The organism is Nocardioides ginkgobilobae (genome assembly GCF_054781275.1).
In genome coordinates this window covers 156,352-175,406 of sequence record NZ_BAAGUS010000002.1, presented here as the reverse complement: position 1 = coordinate 175,406, position 19,055 = coordinate 156,352, and the positions used below count along the sequence as shown (strand labels likewise).

Here is a 19,055-nt window from a genome sequence, read left to right as displayed (position 1 = left end):
GCCGTCGGCGACCGGCACCGCCAATCCGGCACGTGGTCGCCGCCGGGAGGCCGAGCGTCACCACCAGGGCGGCAGCGGCGACGCTGGCAGCACCGGCGTCCCGGCGACGGGCACGGGCCGGGTCGCCGTGGCCGGGACGCCGGTCGGGACCGTCCCGTCCAGGAACGGCAGCAGCCGGACCGGCCCGAGGCCCACCAGGCGCAGGGGGTCGAGGTACGTCGTGCCCTCGAGCCAGCCCCAGTGCAGGCAGCTGCGCGGGGCGCAGTGCGACCCGGCGGCCTCCAGCAGGCCCAGCCGCTGCCCTGCCCCGACCGGGTCGCCCACGGCCAGGTCGACGGCCGCGGCCACGGGCTGGTAGGTCGTGCGGGTGGCGCCGTGGGACACGACCACGACCCCGCGACCCGCCAGGACCCCGGCGTACGACACGGTGCCGGGGAGGGCTGAGCGGACCACCTGGCCGGGGTGACCGAGCAGGTCCACGCCCCGGTGACCGGCGCCCCAGGGCGTCGCCGGCGGGTCGAAGCCGTGGACGACCTCGGGGTCCGGGCGGAGCGGCCAGGTGCCCACCGGGTCGGTCTCGCCGTCCGTCGTGGCTAGCGGCGCAGGGACGACGAGGACCCGGCCGGCGGCACCGGGCGCAGCGGTGACGCGTCCGGCGGGGAGGACGAGCACGAGCAGGACGGTCAGGGCCGTGAGCACGGGGAGCATGCAGCCAGGCTGGCCGGCGACGGGCACCGGTGCCCGATGCGGCGGGCGGCCTGGGGAGGGCACTGCTTGCACGTGGCTTGTGGAGAGTCGGCGGGTGCCCGGCGCCGCGCCGGGTCGACCGGAGCGAGGTCCCGCCCGACCGAGCGGGAGCAGTCGTCAGGCGCGGGGGTGGGCCTGCTGGTAGGCCCGACGCAACCGGTCGGTCGTGACGTGGGTGTAGAGCTGAGTCGTGGCCAGCGAGGCGTGGCCCAGCAGCTCCTGGACCGAACGCAGGTCGGCGCCACCCTCGAGCAGGTGCGTCGCCGCCGTGTGCCGCAGCCCGTGCGGCCCGATGTCGGGCGCGCCCGGCACCTCCGCGATCCGCCGGTGCACCAGGGTGCGCACGGTCCGGGGGTCCAGGCGGCCACCCCGGGCGCCGAGGAAGAGCGCCGGACCGGAGTGCGGGGCGAGCAGCGCGGGACGGCCCCGACGCAGCCAGAGCCGGAGGGCGAGGTCGGCGGGTCGTCCGTAGGGCACGGTGCGCTCCTTGCGTCCCTTGCCCAGCACCCGCAGGACGTGCCGCTCGGTGTCGAGGTCGTCGACGTCGAGGCCGCACAGCTCCCCCACGCGTACTCCCGTGGCGTACAGCAGCTCGAGCACCGCGACGTCCCGCAACCCGATCGGGCTGCCGTCGTCGGCGTGCTCGGCGGCCGCGTGGACCAGGGCCTCGGCCTCGTCCTTGCGCAGGACCGGTGGCAGCACCCGGTGCGCCCGCGGGCTGGCCAGGCTCGAACCGGGGTCCGCTGGCACGCGGCCGGTGCGGGCGAGCCAGGCGGTGAAGACGCGCGCCGCCGTGGCGCGCCGGGCCAGCGTCGTACGGCTGCGACCCAGCGACTGCTGCTGGGCCAGCCAGCTGCGCAGGGTCCGCAGCTCGAGGGTGTCGAGCTGCGTGTGGCCGAGCCGTCGCGCGTGCTCGAGCAGGCTCCCGACGTCGGTGAGGTAGGCCCGCACGCTGTGCGCCGAGAGGTCCCGCTCGGCCTCGAGGTGGCGGCGGTAGTCGGCCAGGACCTGCGTGAACGCGGCGGGGAGAGCCTCGGTCGTCTCTGCCTCCTCGCTCACCCGGTCGAGTCTAGGAAGGGTTGCCCCGGTGCTCGGGGATCCGCGTCGGCGAGGCGCCACCCCACGCCCTCGCGCTGCACGTAGCCCTGCTCGGCCAGCACCAGCAGCGTCCCCCGCACCTCCAGCGGCGCCAGCCCGGCCGTCCCCGCGATCGAGAAGTCGTCGGCCGGCCGTCGTAGCGGCACCGCCTCCAGGACCTGGCGCTGCCGGTGGGTCAGCCGGTCCCGTGGGCCGTCCGCTCCGCGGACCCGGCTCGTGGTCCGCTCCCCCGCCGGCGCGAGCGTCTCCAGCAGCTCCTCGGACCGCGTCACCACCAGCGCGGCGTCCTCCCGCAGCATCTGGTGCACCCCGGCCGACTGGGCGCTGGTGACCGGGCCCGGGACGCCCATGAGGTGGCGGTGCAGGCGGCCGGCCCAGTTCGCGGTGTTGAGCGCCCCGCTGCGCACCGCGGCCTCGACCACGACCGTGCCCTGGGTGAGCGCAGCGATCAGTCGGTTGCGGCTGAGGAACCGGATCCGGGTCGGCGCCCCTCCCGGCACCGTCTCGGAGACGATGCAGTGCTCCTCGGCGAGGTGGTCGATGAGCCGGGCGTGGGCCTGCGGGTAGACCCGGTCGGCACCGCACGCGAGCACCCCGACCGTGCGGCCACCACCCGCGATCGCCCCGCGGTGGGCGGCCTGGTCGATGCCGAAGGCCGCCCCGGACACCACGGTCCACCCCGCGTTCGCCGCGCCGACCGCGAGGCGGGCCGTGGTGTCGGTGCCGTATGTCGTCGCAGCGCGGGCCCCGACGAGCGCGACGGAGGCGTCCAGCTCGTCGAGCCCCAGCGGTCCGCGCACCCACAGCCCCAGGGGCCGGCCGCCGTGCCGGCCGACGGGCGCTGCCCGGACCAGGTCGTCGAGCCGGACAGGCCACTCGGAGTCGCCGGGGACGACGAACCGGAGCCCGGCGCGGTGGGCCTGCTCGAGGGCGCGCTCCGGCTCCAGGGCACCGATCCGCGCCGCCGCGTCGACGCCCAGGCCCTCGAGGTCCAGGCCGCGGAGCAGCCCGTCGTGGACGACGGCGGCACCCAGGTCGTCGACCAGCCCGGACACCCGCGGGTCCCCCGGCTCGGTCAGGTGCGCGACCGCCACCCGGTGCAGCCGGTCCTCGTCCACCGCCGGGTCGACCCGGCGCCCGCTCACGGCGCTCATGCGCTGCACTCCCGACCGCGGACGGTGGAGTCCAGCAGCGGCCGGCCCTGCCGCAGTCGCAAGGCGACGTCGAGCGCCGCCGGGCCCGGCGCCCCGGTCGAGGACGGGTCCAGGTCGTGCACGGTCCAGGCCAGCCGGTGCACGCGCACGGCACCGCGGTTGGTCAGCGCTCCCTTGACCACGTGCTCGTCGAGGGTGCGGGTGGCGGACGCCGTGAGCGGCCAACGGTCGCGCAGTGCCACTCCGGTCGCGTGCGCGTTGAGCCGCCAGCCGGTGTCGGCGTACCGCTCGGCCTGCCGGGCCCGCGCGGCCTCCACCCGGGCCCGGACGGTGGCGGAGTCCTCGCGGGCGGCGAAGCGGTCGACCCGCTGGTGCGGGCTGAGCGGCTGGACGTGCCGGGTGATGTCGATCCGGTCGGCGACCGGGCCGGTGAGGCGCGAGCGGTACTCCCGCAGCGCCACCGGCTTGCAGCGGCAGGTGTCCTTCCCGACGTCGGGCCGGTGCTCGCCGCAGGGGCAGGGGTTGGCCGCGACGACGAGGATCGTCCTGGCCGGCAGGGTCACCAGCTCCTCGGCCCGGGCAACGGTGATCTCACCGTTCTCCAGCGGCTCGCGCAGCGCCTCGATCACGTCACGGCGGAAGAGCGGGAACTCGTCGAGCAGAAGCACCCCGGCGTGGGTGCGGCTCAGCTCGCCCGGACGGACCTGGCCGGAGCCGCCGCCCACGATGCTGGTCTTGCTGGCGTCGTGGTGGGGCGCGGAGTACGGCGGGCGCACGATCATCCCCGCACCGGGGTCGAGGACACCGGCCAGCGAGTGGATCGCGGTGAGCTCCAGCGACTCCTCCGGCGCCAGGTCCGGCAGGATCGTCGGGATCCGCTCGGCCAGCGTGGTCTTCCCGGCGCCCTTGGGCCCGGACAGCATCAGGTGGTGCCCACCTGCCGCGGCGACCTCGAGTGCGAAGCGGGCGTCGTCCATGCCCAGGACGTCGGCGAGGTCGACATCCTCGTGGCGGGTGGAACCGCGCCAGTGCAGCAGGTTGGCGCCGGCCGAGCGGACGACCGGTGGCGCCTCCGGCAGCGGCTGCCCGGAGAGGACCGCGATCGCCTGGGCCAGCGACCGGACGCCGAAGACGGTCGTGCCGGGCACCATCATCGCCTCCTCGGCCTGCGGCTCCGGGACCACGACGGTGGTGATGCCGTGCTCGCGGGCGGCCAGCACCATCGGGAGCACGCCGCGGACGCTGCGCAGGCTGCCGTCGAGGGTCAGCTCCCCGACGAAGAGGCAGTGCGCCAGCAGCTCGGGGGCGATGCTCCCCTCGGCCGCGAGCACCGCGAGGGCGATGCCGAGGTCGTGGTGGGTGCCGCGCTTGTGCAGGTCGGCCGGCGAGAGCAGCACGGTCACGCGCTTGGTCGCGGGCCAGTCGAGCTCGGAGTTGATGATCGCCATCCGCACCCGGTCGCGCGCCTCGCCGAGCGCCTGGTCGACCCGGCCGACCAGGTCGACCCGCACCTGTCCCGGCGAGACGTCGGCCTGGATGGTGACGAGGTGCCCCACGGCGCCGTCGAGGGAGACGGTGCGGGCGGTCGCGACCGGCATCAGACCAGCCCCCGCACGTGCTCGACGCGGGCGGCACCGCGGGCGGGGTGGTGGACGGCGACGAGGTCGATGCGCACCTCGGGCGCCCGCAGGTCGTGCTCCGCCTGCCACCGCTCGGCGAGCCGGGTCAGTCGCTCGAGCTTGGTCGGCGTGATCGCCTCGTGGGGGCCGGCACCGTCCTCGCCGGTGCGCGTCTTGACCTCGCACACGACCAGCACGGTGCCCTCGCGCAGCACCAGGTCGATCTCGCCCTCGCTGCACCGCCAGTTGCGGTCGAGCACCTCGAGACCGACGTCCTCGAGGTACGCCGCCGCCACCCTCTCGCCGTAGGCACCGAGCGCCTGCCGCGGCGTACGTCTGTCCTGACTGTCCTGGGTCATCGCCCACCTCCTGACCCAGGAGCCTGGATCAGCGCGGGACGTCTCGACAGGGGACTGCGACGACCCGGGGGAAGACCCGGCCCGGCGAGCCGTTGTGGACGATTGGTGGGCCGGCGGTCAGGGCCCGGTGCAGAGCAGGGGGTCGATCGGCACGTTCTCCACCCTGTTGGTGGCCGACTGCTGCACGACCCCGCCGGAGGGCAACGGGACGATGCCGATGTCGAGGGACTGGATGGTGACGGTCACCGTGACCAGCGACCCCCGGACGGCGGTGTTGCCCGCGTTGTCGTAGGAGTAGACGACCGAGGGTACCGACGACCCGACCGCGGGCCCGGCCGCCCTCCCCTGCGCCTCGGCCACGGTGCAGACCGGGTCCGTGCCCACCACCAGACGGCGCGCCGCCTCGCGAGCGGTGGCGGAGGCCGTCTGCATCGCCCAGTAGTGGTAGCCGTACTGGATGATGCCGATGAGCATCAGCACCACCAACGGCACGACCAGGGCGAACTCGACCACGACGCTGCCGCGGTCCTCCCGCCGGCGCCCGTGGCCCCGACGGGTGCTCACTCGACCAGCCTGATGATGCGGGGTCCGACTCCGAGGTACTCCGCCTCCGGGCCGGCGTAGTCCGCAGGCACGGCCGGCAACGCGTCGGGGGTGATCGTCATGAACCGGACGGCCGAGAGGTTGTTGGAGGAGTCGACGAGCAGGCCGTTCTGGTCGGTCAGCCCCGCCTGGAGCAGTGTGCGCATCGAGGTGTCCAGGAGCGACAGGGCGCTCTGGAGGGTCGGGACGAGCGGCGAGAGCAGCCCCGTGTCCAGCAGCGGCAGCACCCCGCTCAACGCCGAGGACTGGGTGATGAAGATCGGACGGAACGTGACGACCGGGTAGTCACCGGCCTGGACCGCCGACACGGCGCCCGCCGTGGAGACCACGGCCACCCACATGAAGCGGTGGGAGTTGTAGATCTCCCGCGACAGGTTCGACTGCGGGGTGACCACCGGAAGGCTGGTGTCCAGGTAGGTGTCGAGGTCGAAGAAGATGTCCGAGGTGAGCAGCGAGGTGTTGTTCACGAAGTCCGTGAACAGGTCGTTGTTCAGCGCCACCCCGTTGAACGAGAAGGACTTGCCGGGCCGGCAGGGATTGTCGGCGGTGCAGGCCAACCTGCCCTCGGATCCGATCATCCCCGGGGTGAAACCGGCCTCGTAGGCGTTGCTCATGTTGGTGACCACGCACGTCGGTGTCTCGCCGGGCTGGAGACCGTTGGTGTCCTTGACGTCGGTCCCCGCGCACTCGGTCAGACCCAGCAGGGTGCTGAGCTCGGCGAGGTCGAGGTCGTCGAGGCTGGTGCCGAGCGAGACCAGGCTGGGGTGCTGGTTGATGAGGTGGTCGACCCCCTCCTGGAGGTTGTGCACGAAGTTGATGTTCGCCTGCGTCCCCGCGCGCGGGCTCTTGAGCAGCCGGCCGCAGGAGACGTCGGTCGTCGACACCAGCGGGTCGACGTCTAACGTCGAGGTGTCGGTGGAGTAGGTCCGACTGACCGGCACACCGGCGACCAGGTTCTCCACGACGACCTTCACCTGCCAGGTCCCGGTCGTCGCGGCGACGAGAGCCGGCACCGTGACCGGGATGTGCCCGACCCGGCGGGGATTGTTCCCGGCGTCGAGCACGAGGTTGCCCCCGACCTCCTGCGTCACCGGGACCGTGGATCCCTGGCGGAACACGATGACGTAGCGCTGGTTGGCGCCGAGCACCGGCCACTGGCTGCCGCTGACCTGGACGGTCGGGTAGGGGCCGAGCAGCTGCTGGTTGATGCGTCCCGGCGCGATGCCGTTGAGCTGAGGGTCCGCGGCGTAGGTGTCGGTGCCCGGCCACGTCGTGCTGGTCGTCGACGTGCCACTGCCCTGGTGGGTGGTCGAGATGTACCCGAAGGGAACTCCCGCGCCTCCCAGGACGTTGGCCCCGACGTCGAGGAGGCAGTCCAACGAGAGTGCCATCGGCGAGAGCATGCCGGGCGAGGTCACCTTCGCCGTCGCCGTCTTGCGCTGGGTGGACCCGTCGGCCCCGGCGGCGCGACCGAACCCGTAGTCGATGCGCGCCCAGGGGGTCACGACCTTGACCTGGTTGCGGACGGGGAAGGTGACCATGTCGTCGTCGAGCAGGTCCTGGGCGTAGGCGTCCAGGGTGCTCGAGGACGGGTCCGCCGGACAGGCCGGGATCGACGCGTCCAGCTGACGCTGCCCCTGGACCGCGTGGCAGGCGTAGTAGAACGCGACACCCTTGGCGAGCTCGAGCTGCTCGGCGGCGCTGTCGGCGGGCAGGAACTGCGCGGCGTACGTCGCTGCGCGGTCCGCCTGGACCTGGAGCTGCCCGCGGCGGGCCCAGGTGTTGCCGATGTCGACGGCGAAGCCGGCGACGATGAGGAGGACGACGCTCACGAGGCCGGTGAGCACCGCGACGGCGCCCCGGTCGTCTCGCGACCGGCGGCCGGGGTGCGGCGCCGAGGACGGACGGCGACTCATGCGCACATCACATCGGTGATCGTGACATCTTGGAGCCGCTGGCTGAAGTCCGTCACGATCGCGCCACCACCGGGCAGCGGGATCAATGACGCGAGACCGCTCGTCAACGAGGTCTCGATGTGGATGTCCACCGTCACCCCCACATCAGGGAGGACCTCCACCACGGTGACGGTCACGTCGCTGACGTCGATCCCCGCGAGGCTGGCGTCGAGGTCGGCCACCACGTCGACGACGGTCGCAGCCACGGTGTCCTTGAGGCCCTGACAGGTGAACTCACCGGCGACGCCGCCGACGGGCACCCCGGGTGCGAGGGTGTCGACCCGCTGTGCGCGGAAGAAGTAGTCCCCGTAAGTGATGATGCCCAGGAACAGCGGGACCAGCAGCACGGAGACCACGAGCGCGGCCTCGACGGCGGCGGCGCCGCGTTCCCGCGGGAGCGACGGGGTCCGAGCTCGCACGGTCCGGCACCTCCCGAAGCCAACAGACCCCCGAGTCCCCCATCGACGCCCCGATGCGCCACCTGAGGAGTTCCGCACGGTGCCCGCCCTCCCTGACGGCCACTGGTCCAGACCATCAGTGTGCGTGTTCGGGGAGCCTCCGTCCGCCGAATCGAGAGATCGTGGTCGGGCGCCGAGCCGGGCATGGTCATCTCGGGCCATGTGGACGGTCCTGACGGCGGAGCCCCGGCGATACGTGTCAGCCACGCAGGGCAGAGGCGTCGCAGTTGGGGCGCGGCACGCCCCAGACATCGGCGCCGCTGACGTTGGCGCCGAGCAGGTCGGTGAGCGGGGTGAGGACGGAGGTGTCGAGGGCGGCGACGAGCGGGTTGACCACTTCCGAGAGCACCGCGCTCAACAGCTCGTTCAGCGTCACGCCGACGGGCAGGACGCCCAGCAGCACGAACCCGGAGGTGTTGGCGGTCAGGCCCGTGAGGCCGATGCTCCCCGAGCCCGTGGTGTAGCGGGTGGTGTAGGACGCCTCGGTCGGGAACGTCATGGTCGCCTGCCCGGGAGCGACCGGCGGCGCCGTGCCGATCACGATCGACCCGCCCGCGACCGGGATGCCGAGGTCGCGCAGCGTCACGGTGACGGTCAGGGTCGCGGTGAGCAGGCCGTCGGTGACGTCGACCCGCATGGTGTCCGGACTGCCGGGTGCGAGCGTCCCGCAGCTGACCTCCTTCAGGGTCCCGTCCGCGGAGGCCACGTCGAGGTCGAGCGTCATGTCGGCGGAGACGGTCGTCCCCAGGATGTCCGGCAGGGCGGCCAACGTGCCTCCCAGGTCGATGGCGATCTGCGAGGTGCTGGCCTGCGCGACGTCCACCGGACCGCACCCGAACTGCGGTTCCTGGATGACCTGCAGGTTGCTGGTGAGCCCGGTCCCCGTCAGGCCGAGGGAGGCCTGGAGATCCGGGATGGTCAGGAAGCTGTTGCCGTTGGAGAGGAAGGCACTGGTGGCGAGCAGGTCGAGGACGTTCACCCCGGCGGTGAGAGCCGAGTCGGCGCCGGGAGCGACCGCGATCAGGTCGGTGACGGCGACGGCGGGCAGGGACCCCACGGACGCGGCGACCGTCTCGAGGAGCTGGACGTCCGCCGTGGAGCCGCCCTCCTGGCCCAGCACCTCTGCCGTGGCCAGGACGAGGTCGCCCAGGCTCACGTTCGGCAGGGCCAGGAGCTCGTCCGCGGAGGCCGCCCCCAGCTCGGCCGCCAGACCCAGCAGCGACACCTCGGCGTCGGCGAGTCCGTCGTAGGACAGCACCCCCAGGTTCAGGGCGTCGCCTATCAGCGTGTTGAGGAGTGCGGAGTTGCCGGCCGAGAGGGCCAGGGCGAAGGACCCCATGCGGAAGCAGGCGACCGGCTCGGTGGCGGCGATCGCCGTGCGGGACGCGCCGCCCGAGCCGGGGACGAACGCGAAGTCGATCTCGCTGCCCGCGGTCACCCGGACACCGTTGGGCTCGGTGGCCCCCGTGAGAGGCGTGAAGACCCGGGTGTCGGGGTCGACGTCACCGAGGACCACGTCGACCTCCGGGTCGTCCCCCAGGGTGCTGCTGTTGCGCGCGACGCTCTGGTCGATGGCGGTCTGCCAGGCCGGGTCCGCCTCGATCACCGCCACGGTGCGACCTCGGATCTCCCGGACCATGTCCAGGGCGACCACGTCGGCGAGCGCCTGCATGTCCTGACGCACGACGCGCTGCTTGCCCAGGTCGACCGCGAAGGCCGCCGAGATCATGAGCACCGTGAGGATGATCGCCACCATCGGCACGACCGCACCACGCTCGTCGCGGCACACCCCGAGACGCACGGTCAGCTCACCTCCGCCACTGCCGTGTAACCCAGGTTGTCCGGCATCGCGAACCCGAAGCCGGGGGTCGGCAGCAGCGGGTGGCTCGCGTAGTCGTAGTCGATGGCGACGCTGGCGCAGTCGCGGCTGGTGTCGTTGCTGCACGCCGCGACGGTGACCGCGCACGTGCCCACGGCGGTGCCGCCGCGCATCAGGGAGGTCCCGACACAGGTGATGCCGTAGGAGCCGAGAGCCTGGTCGAGTGCGTTGCGGGCCGCGTCGACCTGCTCGGTGCCACCGGGTGAGTTCAGTGTGACGGCCGCCGACCGCGCGCCCTCGGTGGCGGACTGGCTCAGCGCCTGTCGGAAGCTCAGCATGTAGCCGTAGCTGATGATGCCGAAGACGAGCATCAGCAGCAGCGGCACAACGAGCGCGAACTCGACCGCTGCGGCTCCGCGCTCCCTCTGCGCCGGACGCCGATTCACCATGCCTCCACCTCGATGTCGAAACCCGAGACGGTTCCTCTCCCGCCTCTCACACTACGGAGGTGGGACGGCTCTCGCAGGGGGTCGTGACGCGATATGGCCCAGGTGGGCTAGACGATCGGCCCGAACGGGTGCTCAGCCGCGCTCAGGCGCGGCCGGTGGGAGGGGGATCAGGACTTCGGCGGGTCGAAGTCGGAGGACTGGAGCTCCTCGACGTTGACGTCCTTGAACGTCAGCACCTTGACGTTCTTGGCGAAGCGCGCCGGGCGGTACATGTCCCACACCCAGGCGTCACTCATCGAGACCTCGAAAAACACGTCGCCCTGCTCGGTGCGCGCCTTCACGTCGACCTGGTTGCACAGGTAGAAGCGACGATCGGTCTCGACGACGTACTTGAAGATCCCCACGACGTCGCGGTACTCGCGGTAGAGCGTCAGCTCCATCTCGGTCTCGTACTTCTCGAGGTCCTCGGCGCTCACGCCGGCGACTCTAGACGCTGGTCCGCCGGCCCCGCCGCGCGACGCACGTTGACGAAGCACATCCGGTGCACGGGCGAGGGTCCGTGCTCGGTGAGGGCAGCGGTGTGAGCCTCGGTGATGTAGCCCTTGTGCGTCCTGAAGTCGTACGCCGGCCACTGGCCGTCGAGGTCGTCCATGATGCGGTCGCGGGTGACCTTGGCGACCACGCTCGCGGCCGAGATGCACGCGGCCACGCGGTCCCCCTTCCACATCGCCAGACCGGGGACCCCCAGGCCGTCCACGGGGAAGCCGTCGGTCAGGACGTAGTCCGGCGCGACGTCGAGCAGCGCCACGGCGCGTCGCAGGGCCTCGATGTTGGCGACGTGCATGCCCAGCCGGTCGCACTCGTCATGCGGGACCACGACGACCGACCAGGCCAGCGCGCGGCGCACGACCTGCTCGTAGCAGCGCTCGCGGGAGGCGGCCGTCAGCAGCTTGGAGTCGGCCAGCCCGGGGACGATCCCGGCCTTGCCGGGTGCGAGCACGACCGCACCCGCGACCAGCGGCCCGGCGCACGCACCCCGGCCGGCCTCGTCGACCCCGGCGACGTGGGTGATGCCGTGGCGGCGCAGCGCGCGCTCGTAGCCGTAGGGCCCGGCGTCGCGCCGGACCGTGGCTCCCCGGGGCAGGACGGACACGGCAGCGACCTACCGGGACCCGCTGCCGGCTGTGTCGAGGAGAGCGGCCGCCGAGTCGGGTGCGTCGTCGGAGCGGTCCGGCACGTCGGCGAAGGCGTCGGTCTCCTCGGGGCCGCCGAAGTTCTCGAAGGGCCAGACCGTGGTCCACAGGCGCCCGGTGATGAGGTCCACGGGCACGAACTCATCGCCCGGGACGCACTCGGTCTCCCCCTCCAGGCACATGTGCACCGTGGAGTCGGCGGAGTTGCCGCGGTTGTCGCCCATGACGAAGACCGTGCCCTCAGGGACGGGCCCGGCGCTCCACTCGCAGTTGCCCGTCATGGGCCCGCGGCAGCCGCGCACGGCCTTGTCCTCCAGGACGTAGGCGTCCTCGTCGATCGGCACGCCGTTGACGGTGAGCCGCCCCTGCTCGTCGCAGCACTCGATCACGTCGCCCGGGACGCCGATGACGCGCTTGACCAGGTGCCCGCCGGTCGGCAGCAGGCCGATCCGGGCGAAGAAGCTGCCCACCGGGTTCGTGGGCTCGCTGGCCTCGCCTGCGGTGAGCCAGCCGCCCGGGTCCTCGAAGACCACCACGTCGCCGCGCTCCGGCTCGCCGCCGAACCAGCCCGACCACTTCTCGACCAGGATCCGGTCGTCCTCCTCCAGGCCCGGCTCCATCGAGACCGAGGGGATGAAGAACGCCTGCACGAGGAAGGTCTTGATCACCAGGGCCAGCCCCACCGCCCCGACGAGCAGGAGCACGGTCTCGGCCCACAGCGGCAGGCCCCGGGAACGGGACGAGCCCACGGACCTCGCGGTCGTGGGCTCGTCGCTGTCGCTGGTCACGCGGGAAGTGTAAGGAGCAGCATGCTGCTTCCCCGCATCGACCTGCGGACGTGGGATCAGGCCTCGCGGCGCTCCTTGATCTTGGCCTTCTTGCCCCGCAGGTTGCGCAGGTAGTAGAGCTTGGCGCGACGCACGTCACCACGGGTCACGACCTCGATCTTCTCGAAGATCGGGGAGTGCAGGGGGAAGGTGCGCTCGACGCCGACGCCGAAGGAGACCTTGCGGACGGTGAAGGTGCGGCCGATGCCGGAGCCGTGCACGCGGATGACCACGCCCTGGAAGACCTGGACGCGGGAGCGGTTGCCCTCGACAACCTTCACGTGGACCTTGACGGTGTCACCGGCGCGGAAGTCCGGGACGTCGTCGCGCTTGAGGGCGCTGCCGATGTCGGCGATCACGTTCGTCATGTTTCTCCTCGCGAGTGCCACAGGTCAGCCGCGGTGTGTTGAGGTGTTCGGGTGCGGCCCGGTCGTCGCGGCCGGCGGCGCAGGACTCCCCCTGTGGCAGGGGCCCGACGCAGGTCCTCCGTGCGTTCCTCGGAGCGACCCTTCGGCCGACTCGGGCCAGCAGCGAAGTCTGCCACAGCGGGCAGGACCCCCGGAAATCTCAGTCGAGGTCCTCGGGCCGGTCCCCCGCGGCGAGCATGTCGGGCCGGCGCTCGGCGGTGCGACGCACCGCCTGCTCGTGCCGCCAGGCGGCGATCGCCCCGTGGTGGCCCGAGAGCAGCACCTCGGGCACCTCGTGACCGCGCCAGGAGGCGGGCTTGGTGTAGACCGGGTGCTCGAGCAGCCCGGACTCGTGGGACTCCTCGACCAGGGAGGCGGCGTTGCCCATGAAGCCGGGCAGCAGCCGGACGACGGCCTCGGTGATCGCCAGCGCGGCGACCTCCCCGCCGTTGAGGACGTAGTCGCCCAGGGAGACCTCGACCAGCTCGGCACGCTCGGCGACGTGGTCGAGCACCCGCTGGTCGATGCCCTCGTAGCGACCGCACAGGAAGACCAGCCGCTCCCGGGTGGCCAGGTCGCGAGCCATCGCCTGGGTGAACGGCCGCCCGGCGGGGGTCGGCACGACCACGGTCGCCCCGTCCACGGCCAGCGCGTCGAGCGCCTCCCCGAACGGCTCGGGCTTCAGCACCATGCCGGCCCCGCCGCCGTACGGCGTGTCGTCGACGGTGCGGTGCCGGTCGGTGGTCCACGTGCGCAGGTCGTGCACGTGCAGCTCGAGCAGCCCCTTCTCGACCGCCTTGCCGGGCAGCGAGACGCCGAGCGCGTCGAGGTACTCGGGGAAGATCGTGACGTAGTCGAGCCGCATGCCCACCACCCGGCTCAGTCGTCCTCGGGCAGTGGCGTGACCAGCCCGGGCCGGTCGGCGACGACGACCCGGCCGCCGGCCACGTCGACCACGGGCACCAGGGCCGCGACGAACGGCACCAGCGTGTCCCGGCCGTCGGTGGCCTTGACCTGCAGCAGGTCCTGGGCGCCGCCATGCACCACGCCCAAGACGGTGCCGATGACCGCGCCGTCGAGGTCGTGGACCACCAGGCCGACCAGCTGGTGGTCGTAGAACTCCTCCGGGTCCTCCGGCACCTCGTCGGGGTCGAGGGTCACGTGCAGGACGGTGCCGCGCAGGCCCTCGGCGGCGGTGCGGTCACCGGCCTCCTCGAAGCCGGCGAGCAACACGCCCTGGTGCCAGCGCGTGCGCGCGACGGTGAGGTACGCCGGCACGCCGGCCGCCCCCCGCGGGGCCTGCGCCCGCAACCGGGCGCCGACGGCGAAGCGCCGCTCGGGCTCGTCGCTGCGCACGTCGACGGTGACCTCGCCACGGATGCCGTGCGGCTTGCCGATCCGTCCGACGACGACCTCGATGCCCTCCACAGGGGGCGCTCCCTTCCTCGCTGGGCCCGGGCTGGCCCCGGAAATGCCACCGACCCGTCAGATCATCTCTGACGGGTCGGTGGGTGCAGACGTTGCCTACCGTCGACGGTCCACGTCGACGAAGTCGACGCGGGCACCGTCACGACCGGCCAGCGCGCTGACCACGGTGCGGAAGGCGCTCGCGGTGCGACCGCCCCGGCCGATCACCTTGCCGAGGTCGTCGGGGTGGACCCGGACCTCGAGCACGGAGCCGCGACGCAGCGTCTTGTCGCGCACGCTGACCTCGTCGGGGTTGTCGACGATGCCGCGCACCAGGTGCTCCAGCGCCTCGGCGAGCATCTCGCTCAGGCCTCGGCCTTCTCGTCGGCGGCAGCCTCGGCGGCGGGCGCCTCCTCGGCGGCGGGGGCCTCGGCGGCCTCCTCTGCCTTCGGCTCCTCCGCGGCGGGCTCCTCGGCCTTGGGCTCGGCCTTCTTCGCCTTCTTCGTGGTGGCCGCGGCAGCGTCGCCGTCGGCCTCCTTGAGCGCGGCGTTGAAGATCTCGAGCTTGTCGGCCTTGGGCTCCTTGACCTTCAGGGTGCCCTCGGTGCCCGGCAGGCCCTTGAACTTCTGCCAGTCACCGGTGATCTTCAGGATCGCGGCCACGGCGTCGGACGGCTGCGCGCCCACGCCGAGCCAGTACTGCGCCCGGTCGGAGACGACCTCGATGTACGAGGGGTCCTCCTTGGGGTGGTACTTGCCGATCTCCTCGATCACCCGACCGTCGCGCTTCTTGCGCGAGTCGACGATGACGATGCGGTACTGCGGCACCCGGATCTTGCCCAGGCGCTTCAAGCGGATCTTGACGGCCACGGTTGTGGTGTCTCCTCGATGGTGGAAGGTGGTGAGGCGCACGCCGACCAGGTGGGGACCGGGCTGGTGCTCCTCGAGGGCTCTGCCTCGGGCGGGACTGAGAGGGTTCCCACCGGGCAGGACTCAGCCGTAGATGATGCCAGAACCGCCCGGGGCCCCGAAATCGGCCAGACTGCCGCCATGCTCGTACGACGGCTGGTGCTCGGCGGCGTCCTGCTGGCGCTCGGCGTGGTGGTGGGGGTGGTGGGCCTGGTGCTCGCCTTCCGCGGCTTCTTCGACATCGAGGCCACGGTGCCCCTGGACGGGCAGCCGCACGTGGTCGACGTCGGGGCCGGCGAGCACTTCGTGTGGGTCGACTCCTCGGTGCTGCCCCCGACCTGCGAGGTCGAGGCGGACGGCAGGGCGGTGCCGCTGCGCCCGGTGGGCGGCAGCTTCACCCGCTCCTCCGGCTCCTCCGGCCCCTGGGAGGCCAGGTGGGTCTTCGACGCACCGCAGGCCGAGGTCGAGGTGACCTGCACCGCGGCCGGGGCCACGGACCGCGACGCGGTGGAGATCGGACCCCGGATCGAGGGGCTGGGCCTGGTCGGGCAGCTGCTCGCCACGATCGGGCTGGCCGCGGTGCTGGTCCTGGCCGGCGGCATCGTGCTCCTCGTGACGCTCGTGCGCGGGGTCGCGGCCGGCAGCCGGCCCCCGGACCTGCCCCGGCCCTGATCAGCCGGGACCGACCACGACCTGCCCCCGGAGCACCACGCACGTCGGCTCGGCCAGCGCGGAGAGGTCGGCGCGGGGGTCGCGGTCCAGCACCACCAGGTCGGCCTCGGCGCCCTCCTCGAGACCGGCGAAGCCCAGCCACTCCCGCCCCCGCCAGGTGGCGGCAGCGAGGACGTCGACGGCCGGGATGCCCATCTCGTGCATCGCCCGGGCCTCCTCCCACAGGTAGCCGTGGCGCCCGGTCCCGCCCCCGTCGGAGCCGACGAACAGGGCGACGCCCGCCTCGTGCGCCGACATCAGCGCCTCGCGCCGGTGGGCGGCCAGGGAGTCCATGGTGGCGGCGTACGCCGGGAACTTCTCGCGCCCGGCGGCCGCGAACTCGGGGAACTTGCCGGTCTGCTGCACGGTCGGCACGAGCGCGACGCCCTGGCGGGCCATCTGCTCGACCTGGTCGACCGAGAGCCCGGTGCCGTGCTCGAGGCAGTCGATGCCGGCGTCGAGCAGCCCCTGCAGGACGTCGCGGCCGAAGCAGTGCGCGGTGACCTTGGCGCCCTCGGCGTGGGCGGCGTCGATGGCGGCGGCGAAGGTCTCGACCGGGAAGGAGGGCTCCAGGTCGCCGGTGTCGCGGCTGATCCAGTCGCCGACGAGCTTGACCCAGCCGTCGCCGTGGCGCGCCTCCTGGGAGGCGTACGCCGCCAGCTGGTCGGGCTCGACCTCGTGGGCGAAGTTGCGGATGTAGCGCCTGGTGCGGGCCAGGTGCCGCCCGGCGCGGATCAGCCGCGGGAGGTCCTCGCGATCCTGGACCCAGCGGGTGTCGGTGGGCGAGCCGCAGTCGCGCAGCAGCAGGGCGCCGGAGTCGCGGTCGGCGAGCGCCTGGGCGAGGGTCTCCTCCTCGGAGATCGCGCCGCCGTCCTCCAGGCCGAGGTGGTTGTGGGCGTCGACCAGGCCGGGGACGATCCAGCCGGTGGCGACGGTCTCGGCGCCGGGCTGGGGCTCGAAGGTGATGCGGCCGTCCACGACGTAGAGGTCGCGCTGCTCCTCCCCCGCCTCGGACAGCACCGGACCCGAGAACCTGAGAGTCGTCATGCGACGACCTTAGGGCGTGTCTCGTGACTCTCGGCCGTCGCGAGCGTCGTCCTGCGGAGTGCCTCGCAAGGCGGAGGAGGGAGGCGATGCGCCAGCATCGTCGACCGACGACAACGCGGCGAGGGGGGAGCAAGGGCGGCGCGCAGCAGGCCAGGAGTCGAGAGACACGCCCGAGGCGCTCGGGTTCCTCGCGCGGCTCAGGCCAGGCGGTCCAGCAGCCAGGAGGGCCCGACGACCCGGGCGCCGACGCCGCCGACGTTGGCCGCGAGCGCCCGGTCGGCCGTCACGACGGTGACCTGGCGGCCCTTCTCGGCCGCACGGCGGGCCTCGGCCAGGATCGCGGAGTCGCCGTCCCTCGGCGCGTGGACGGTGCGCACGTGCGCGTCCCGACCGGGCTTCACCCCGGCCTTCGCGCCGCCCTCGAGGACCAGCACGACCTCGTCCCCGGGGACGTCCGCGACCAGCAGCTCCTCGTGCAGGCGCCGCGCCGCTCCGGCGCGGTCCTTCCACCAGCCGTCGGGCCGGGCGCCCACGACGTTGGCGGCGTCCACGACCAAGGTCGTCCTCACACGACAGCCCAACCGTCAGTTCCGAACCCTCGAGCCGTCACTCGTGGACCACCGGGCGTGGCGAACTGACGGCTCGGGGGTTCGTGGGTGACGGTTCGGCGGTGGATCACTTCAGGAACTTGGAGAAGTCCTTGGGCAGGTTGAGCTCGGCCGCGGCCTTCTCGTAGTCGACCGGCTCGGCTCCGGGGTTGCCGAACGGGTTGCCCCCGGCGGCCGCCTTCTCCTTGGCGGCCTCCTTCTCCTGCGCGGCCTTCGCCGGGTTGCCGGAGACGCGCTTGCCGCCCTTGCCCTTCTTCTGCTGCTGCTTGGGCTTGCGGCCCTTGCCGCCCCCCATCCCGGGCATCCCCGGCATGCCGGGCATCCCCGGCATGCCGCCGCCACGGGCCAGCTGGGTCATCATCTTGCGCGCCTCGAAGAAGCGGTCCACGAGCTGGTTGACGTCGGTGACGGTGCGGCCACAGCCCTTGGCGATGCGCTGGCGGCGGGAGCCGTCGATCATCTTCGGGTTCTCCCGCTCCGCGGGTGTCATCGAGTAGATGATCGCCTGGATCCGGTCGATCTCGCGCTCGTCGAAGTTCTCGAGCTGCTCGCGGAACTGCCCCATCCCCGGCAGCATCCCCATGATCTTCGACATCGAGCCGAGCTTGCGGACCTGCTGCATCTGCTCGAGGAAGTCGACCAGGGTGAACTCCCCGCCCTTGCCGGAGAGCTTGTCGGCCGCCTTCATCGCCTGCTCGGCGTCGAAGGCCTTCTCGGCCTGCTCGATCAGGGTGAGGACGTCACCCATGTCGAGGATGCGCGAGGCCATCCGGTCGGGGTGGAAGAGGTCGAAGTCGGTCAGCTTCTCGCCGTTGGAGGCGAACATGACCGGCTTGCCGGTGATCGAGGCGATCGACAGCGCGGCACCACCGCGGGCGTCACCGTCGAGCTTGGTGAGCACGACGGCGTCGTAGCCGACACCCTCGAGGAAGGCCTGGGCCGTGGTCACGGCGTCCTGGCCGATCATCGCGTCGACGACGAACAACACCTCGTCGGGCTGGACCGCGTCGCGGATGTCGGCGGCCTGCTGCATCAGCTCGGCGTCGACGCCCAGGCGGCCCGCGGTGTCGACGATGACGACGTCGTGCAGCTTGCGCTTGGCCTCCTCGATCGAGGCGCGCGCGACCGAGACCGGGTCGCCGCCGAACTCCGTGCCACCAGTGTTGCCCGGCTCGGGCGCGAAGACGGGGACGCCCACCCGCTCGCCGTTGACCTGGAGCTGGTTGACGGCGTTGGGGCGCTGCAGGTCGCAGGCCACGAGCATCGGGGTCTTGCCCTGCTCCTTGAGCCACAGCGCGAGCTTGGCGGCCAGCGTGGTCTTCCCGGCGCCCTGGAGGCCGGCGAGCATGATGACGGTCGGGCCGGTCTTGGCGTAGCGCAGCCGCCGGGTCTCGCCGCCGAGGATGCCGACGAGCTCCTCGTGGACGATCTTGACGACCTGCTGGGCCGGGTTCAGCGCACCGCTGACCTCCTCGCCGCGTGCCCGCTCCTTGACCGCGGCCACGAACTCCTTGACCACCGGCAGGGCGACGTCGGCCTCGAGCAGCGCGATGCGGATCTCGCGCGCGGTGGCGTCGATGTCGGCCTCGGAGAGCCGGCCCTTCCCCCGGAGGTTCTTGAAGGTGTCGGCGAGGCGGTCGGAGAGGGTGGCGAACACCCGCCCAGCCTAACGACGTGCCGCCGGTG

The 19,055-nt window shown here is 72.7% G+C and carries 22 protein-coding genes; 1 reads left to right on the top strand and 21 read right to left on the bottom strand.

The genetic code is table 11. The annotated features are described in order from the left end of the window. Window positions 1–57: 57 nt before the first annotated feature. From ACYVID_RS03125 to rpsP, 18 genes are all read right to left on the bottom strand, one after another. Entirely contained in the window at window positions 58–708 is a 651-nt protein-coding gene (locus ACYVID_RS03125) for a peptidoglycan DD-metalloendopeptidase family protein (RefSeq protein WP_460734310.1), read from the bottom strand. 156 nt (window positions 709–864) lie between these two features. Continuing rightward, on the bottom strand, window positions 865–1,806 hold the full coding sequence (locus tag ACYVID_RS03120; protein WP_460734308.1) for a tyrosine recombinase XerC: 942 nt from the start codon (window positions 1,804–1,806) through the stop codon (window positions 865–867). Continuing rightward, complete coding sequence (gene dprA, locus ACYVID_RS03115; RefSeq protein WP_460734306.1) at window positions 1,803–2,999, bottom strand: DNA-processing protein DprA; 1,197 nt, start codon at window positions 2,997–2,999, stop codon at window positions 1,803–1,805. Before dprA ends, ACYVID_RS03120 begins: the two co-directional genes overlap by 4 nt. Next, window positions 2,996–4,597, bottom strand: a complete 1,602-nt coding sequence (locus tag ACYVID_RS03110) for a YifB family Mg chelatase-like AAA ATPase (RefSeq protein WP_460734304.1) — start codon at window positions 4,595–4,597, stop codon at window positions 2,996–2,998. Before ACYVID_RS03110 ends, dprA begins: the two co-directional genes overlap by 4 nt. Then, window positions 4,597–4,977 (bottom strand): YraN family protein, encoded by a 381-nt coding sequence (locus tag ACYVID_RS03105; RefSeq protein ID WP_348693323.1) that lies wholly within the window; start codon window positions 4,975–4,977, stop codon window positions 4,597–4,599. The genes ACYVID_RS03110 and ACYVID_RS03105 overlap by 1 nt, the downstream gene beginning before the upstream one ends. A 117-nt stretch (window positions 4,978–5,094) precedes the next feature. Beyond that, window positions 5,095–5,541 carry a TadE/TadG family type IV pilus assembly protein gene (locus tag ACYVID_RS03100; RefSeq protein WP_460734302.1) on the bottom strand — a complete coding sequence of 149 codons (447 nt, stop codon included), beginning with the start codon at window positions 5,539–5,541 and terminating at the stop codon, window positions 5,095–5,097. Continuing rightward, the gene (locus ACYVID_RS03095; protein ID WP_460734300.1) at window positions 5,538–7,496 is read right to left on the bottom strand and encodes a TadE/TadG family type IV pilus assembly protein; all 1,959 of its coding nucleotides are present in this window, start codon (window positions 7,494–7,496) and stop codon (window positions 5,538–5,540) included. Before ACYVID_RS03095 ends, ACYVID_RS03100 begins: the two co-directional genes overlap by 4 nt. Continuing rightward, window positions 7,493–7,954: a TadE/TadG family type IV pilus assembly protein gene (locus tag ACYVID_RS03090; protein ID WP_460734298.1), complete on the bottom strand. Its 462-nt coding sequence runs from the start codon at window positions 7,952–7,954 to the stop codon at window positions 7,493–7,495. Before ACYVID_RS03090 ends, ACYVID_RS03095 begins: the two co-directional genes overlap by 4 nt. 238 nt (window positions 7,955–8,192) lie before the next feature. After that, the gene (locus tag ACYVID_RS03085; protein WP_460734296.1) at window positions 8,193–9,794 is read right to left on the bottom strand and encodes a pilus assembly protein TadG-related protein; all 1,602 of its coding nucleotides are present in this window, start codon (window positions 9,792–9,794) and stop codon (window positions 8,193–8,195) included. Window positions 9,795–9,796: 2 nt separating this feature from the next. Then, window positions 9,797–10,261 carry a TadE/TadG family type IV pilus assembly protein gene (locus tag ACYVID_RS03080; RefSeq protein ID WP_460734294.1) on the bottom strand — a complete coding sequence of 155 codons (465 nt, stop codon included), beginning with the start codon at window positions 10,259–10,261 and terminating at the stop codon, window positions 9,797–9,799. Window positions 10,262–10,428: 167 nt separating this feature from the next. Further along, window positions 10,429–10,737, bottom strand: a complete 309-nt coding sequence (locus ACYVID_RS03075; protein WP_348693332.1) for a DUF2469 domain-containing protein — start codon at window positions 10,735–10,737, stop codon at window positions 10,429–10,431. Further along, the gene (locus tag ACYVID_RS03070; RefSeq protein WP_460734291.1) at window positions 10,734–11,414 is read right to left on the bottom strand and encodes a ribonuclease HII; all 681 of its coding nucleotides are present in this window, start codon (window positions 11,412–11,414) and stop codon (window positions 10,734–10,736) included. The genes ACYVID_RS03075 and ACYVID_RS03070 overlap by 4 nt, the downstream gene beginning before the upstream one ends. A 9-nt stretch (window positions 11,415–11,423) precedes the next feature. Then, window positions 11,424–12,242 (bottom strand): signal peptidase I, encoded by an 819-nt coding sequence (gene lepB, locus ACYVID_RS03065; RefSeq protein ID WP_460734289.1) that lies wholly within the window; start codon window positions 12,240–12,242, stop codon window positions 11,424–11,426. A gap of 56 nt (window positions 12,243–12,298) precedes the next feature. Continuing rightward, a complete protein-coding gene (gene rplS / locus ACYVID_RS03060; RefSeq protein WP_460734287.1) occupies window positions 12,299–12,649 on the bottom strand; it encodes a 50S ribosomal protein L19 in 351 nt (116 codons plus the stop codon). A gap of 199 nt (window positions 12,650–12,848) precedes the next feature. Then, window positions 12,849–13,553 carry a tRNA (guanosine(37)-N1)-methyltransferase TrmD gene (trmD, locus tag ACYVID_RS03055; protein WP_460734285.1) on the bottom strand — a complete coding sequence of 235 codons (705 nt, stop codon included), beginning with the start codon at window positions 13,551–13,553 and terminating at the stop codon, window positions 12,849–12,851. Between the two features lie 14 nt (window positions 13,554–13,567). After that, window positions 13,568–14,116 carry a ribosome maturation factor RimM gene (gene rimM / locus ACYVID_RS03050; RefSeq protein ID WP_460734283.1) on the bottom strand — a complete coding sequence of 183 codons (549 nt, stop codon included), beginning with the start codon at window positions 14,114–14,116 and terminating at the stop codon, window positions 13,568–13,570. A gap of 96 nt (window positions 14,117–14,212) precedes the next feature. After that, window positions 14,213–14,455, bottom strand: a complete 243-nt coding sequence (locus tag ACYVID_RS03045; RefSeq protein WP_300639365.1) for an RNA-binding protein — start codon at window positions 14,453–14,455, stop codon at window positions 14,213–14,215. A gap of 5 nt (window positions 14,456–14,460) precedes the next feature. After that, window positions 14,461–14,964, bottom strand: a complete 504-nt coding sequence (rpsP, locus tag ACYVID_RS03040; protein WP_460734281.1) for a 30S ribosomal protein S16 — start codon at window positions 14,962–14,964, stop codon at window positions 14,461–14,463. Between the two features lie 180 nt (window positions 14,965–15,144). Between rpsP and ACYVID_RS03035 the strand changes: the two genes are divergently transcribed. Further along, window positions 15,145–15,675 (top strand): hypothetical protein, encoded by a 531-nt coding sequence (locus tag ACYVID_RS03035; RefSeq protein WP_460734279.1) that lies wholly within the window; start codon window positions 15,145–15,147, stop codon window positions 15,673–15,675. Here ACYVID_RS03035 and ACYVID_RS03030 read toward each other — a convergent pair whose 3' ends face one another. The 3 genes from ACYVID_RS03030 to ffh all read right to left on the bottom strand — a co-directional run bounded on the left by ACYVID_RS03030 (window position 15,676) and on the right by ffh (window position 19,026). Continuing rightward, a complete protein-coding gene (locus ACYVID_RS03030) occupies window positions 15,676–16,761 on the bottom strand; it encodes an amidohydrolase family protein (protein ID WP_460734277.1) in 1,086 nt (361 codons plus the stop codon). A 197-nt stretch (window positions 16,762–16,958) separates the two neighbouring features. Then, window positions 16,959–17,330: a PIN domain-containing protein gene (locus tag ACYVID_RS03025; RefSeq protein WP_460734275.1), complete on the bottom strand. Its 372-nt coding sequence runs from the start codon at window positions 17,328–17,330 to the stop codon at window positions 16,959–16,961. Between the two features lie 106 nt (window positions 17,331–17,436). Next, window positions 17,437–19,026, bottom strand: a complete 1,590-nt coding sequence (gene ffh / locus ACYVID_RS03020; RefSeq protein ID WP_460734273.1) for a signal recognition particle protein — start codon at window positions 19,024–19,026, stop codon at window positions 17,437–17,439. Window positions 19,027–19,055: the final 29 nt, after the last annotated feature.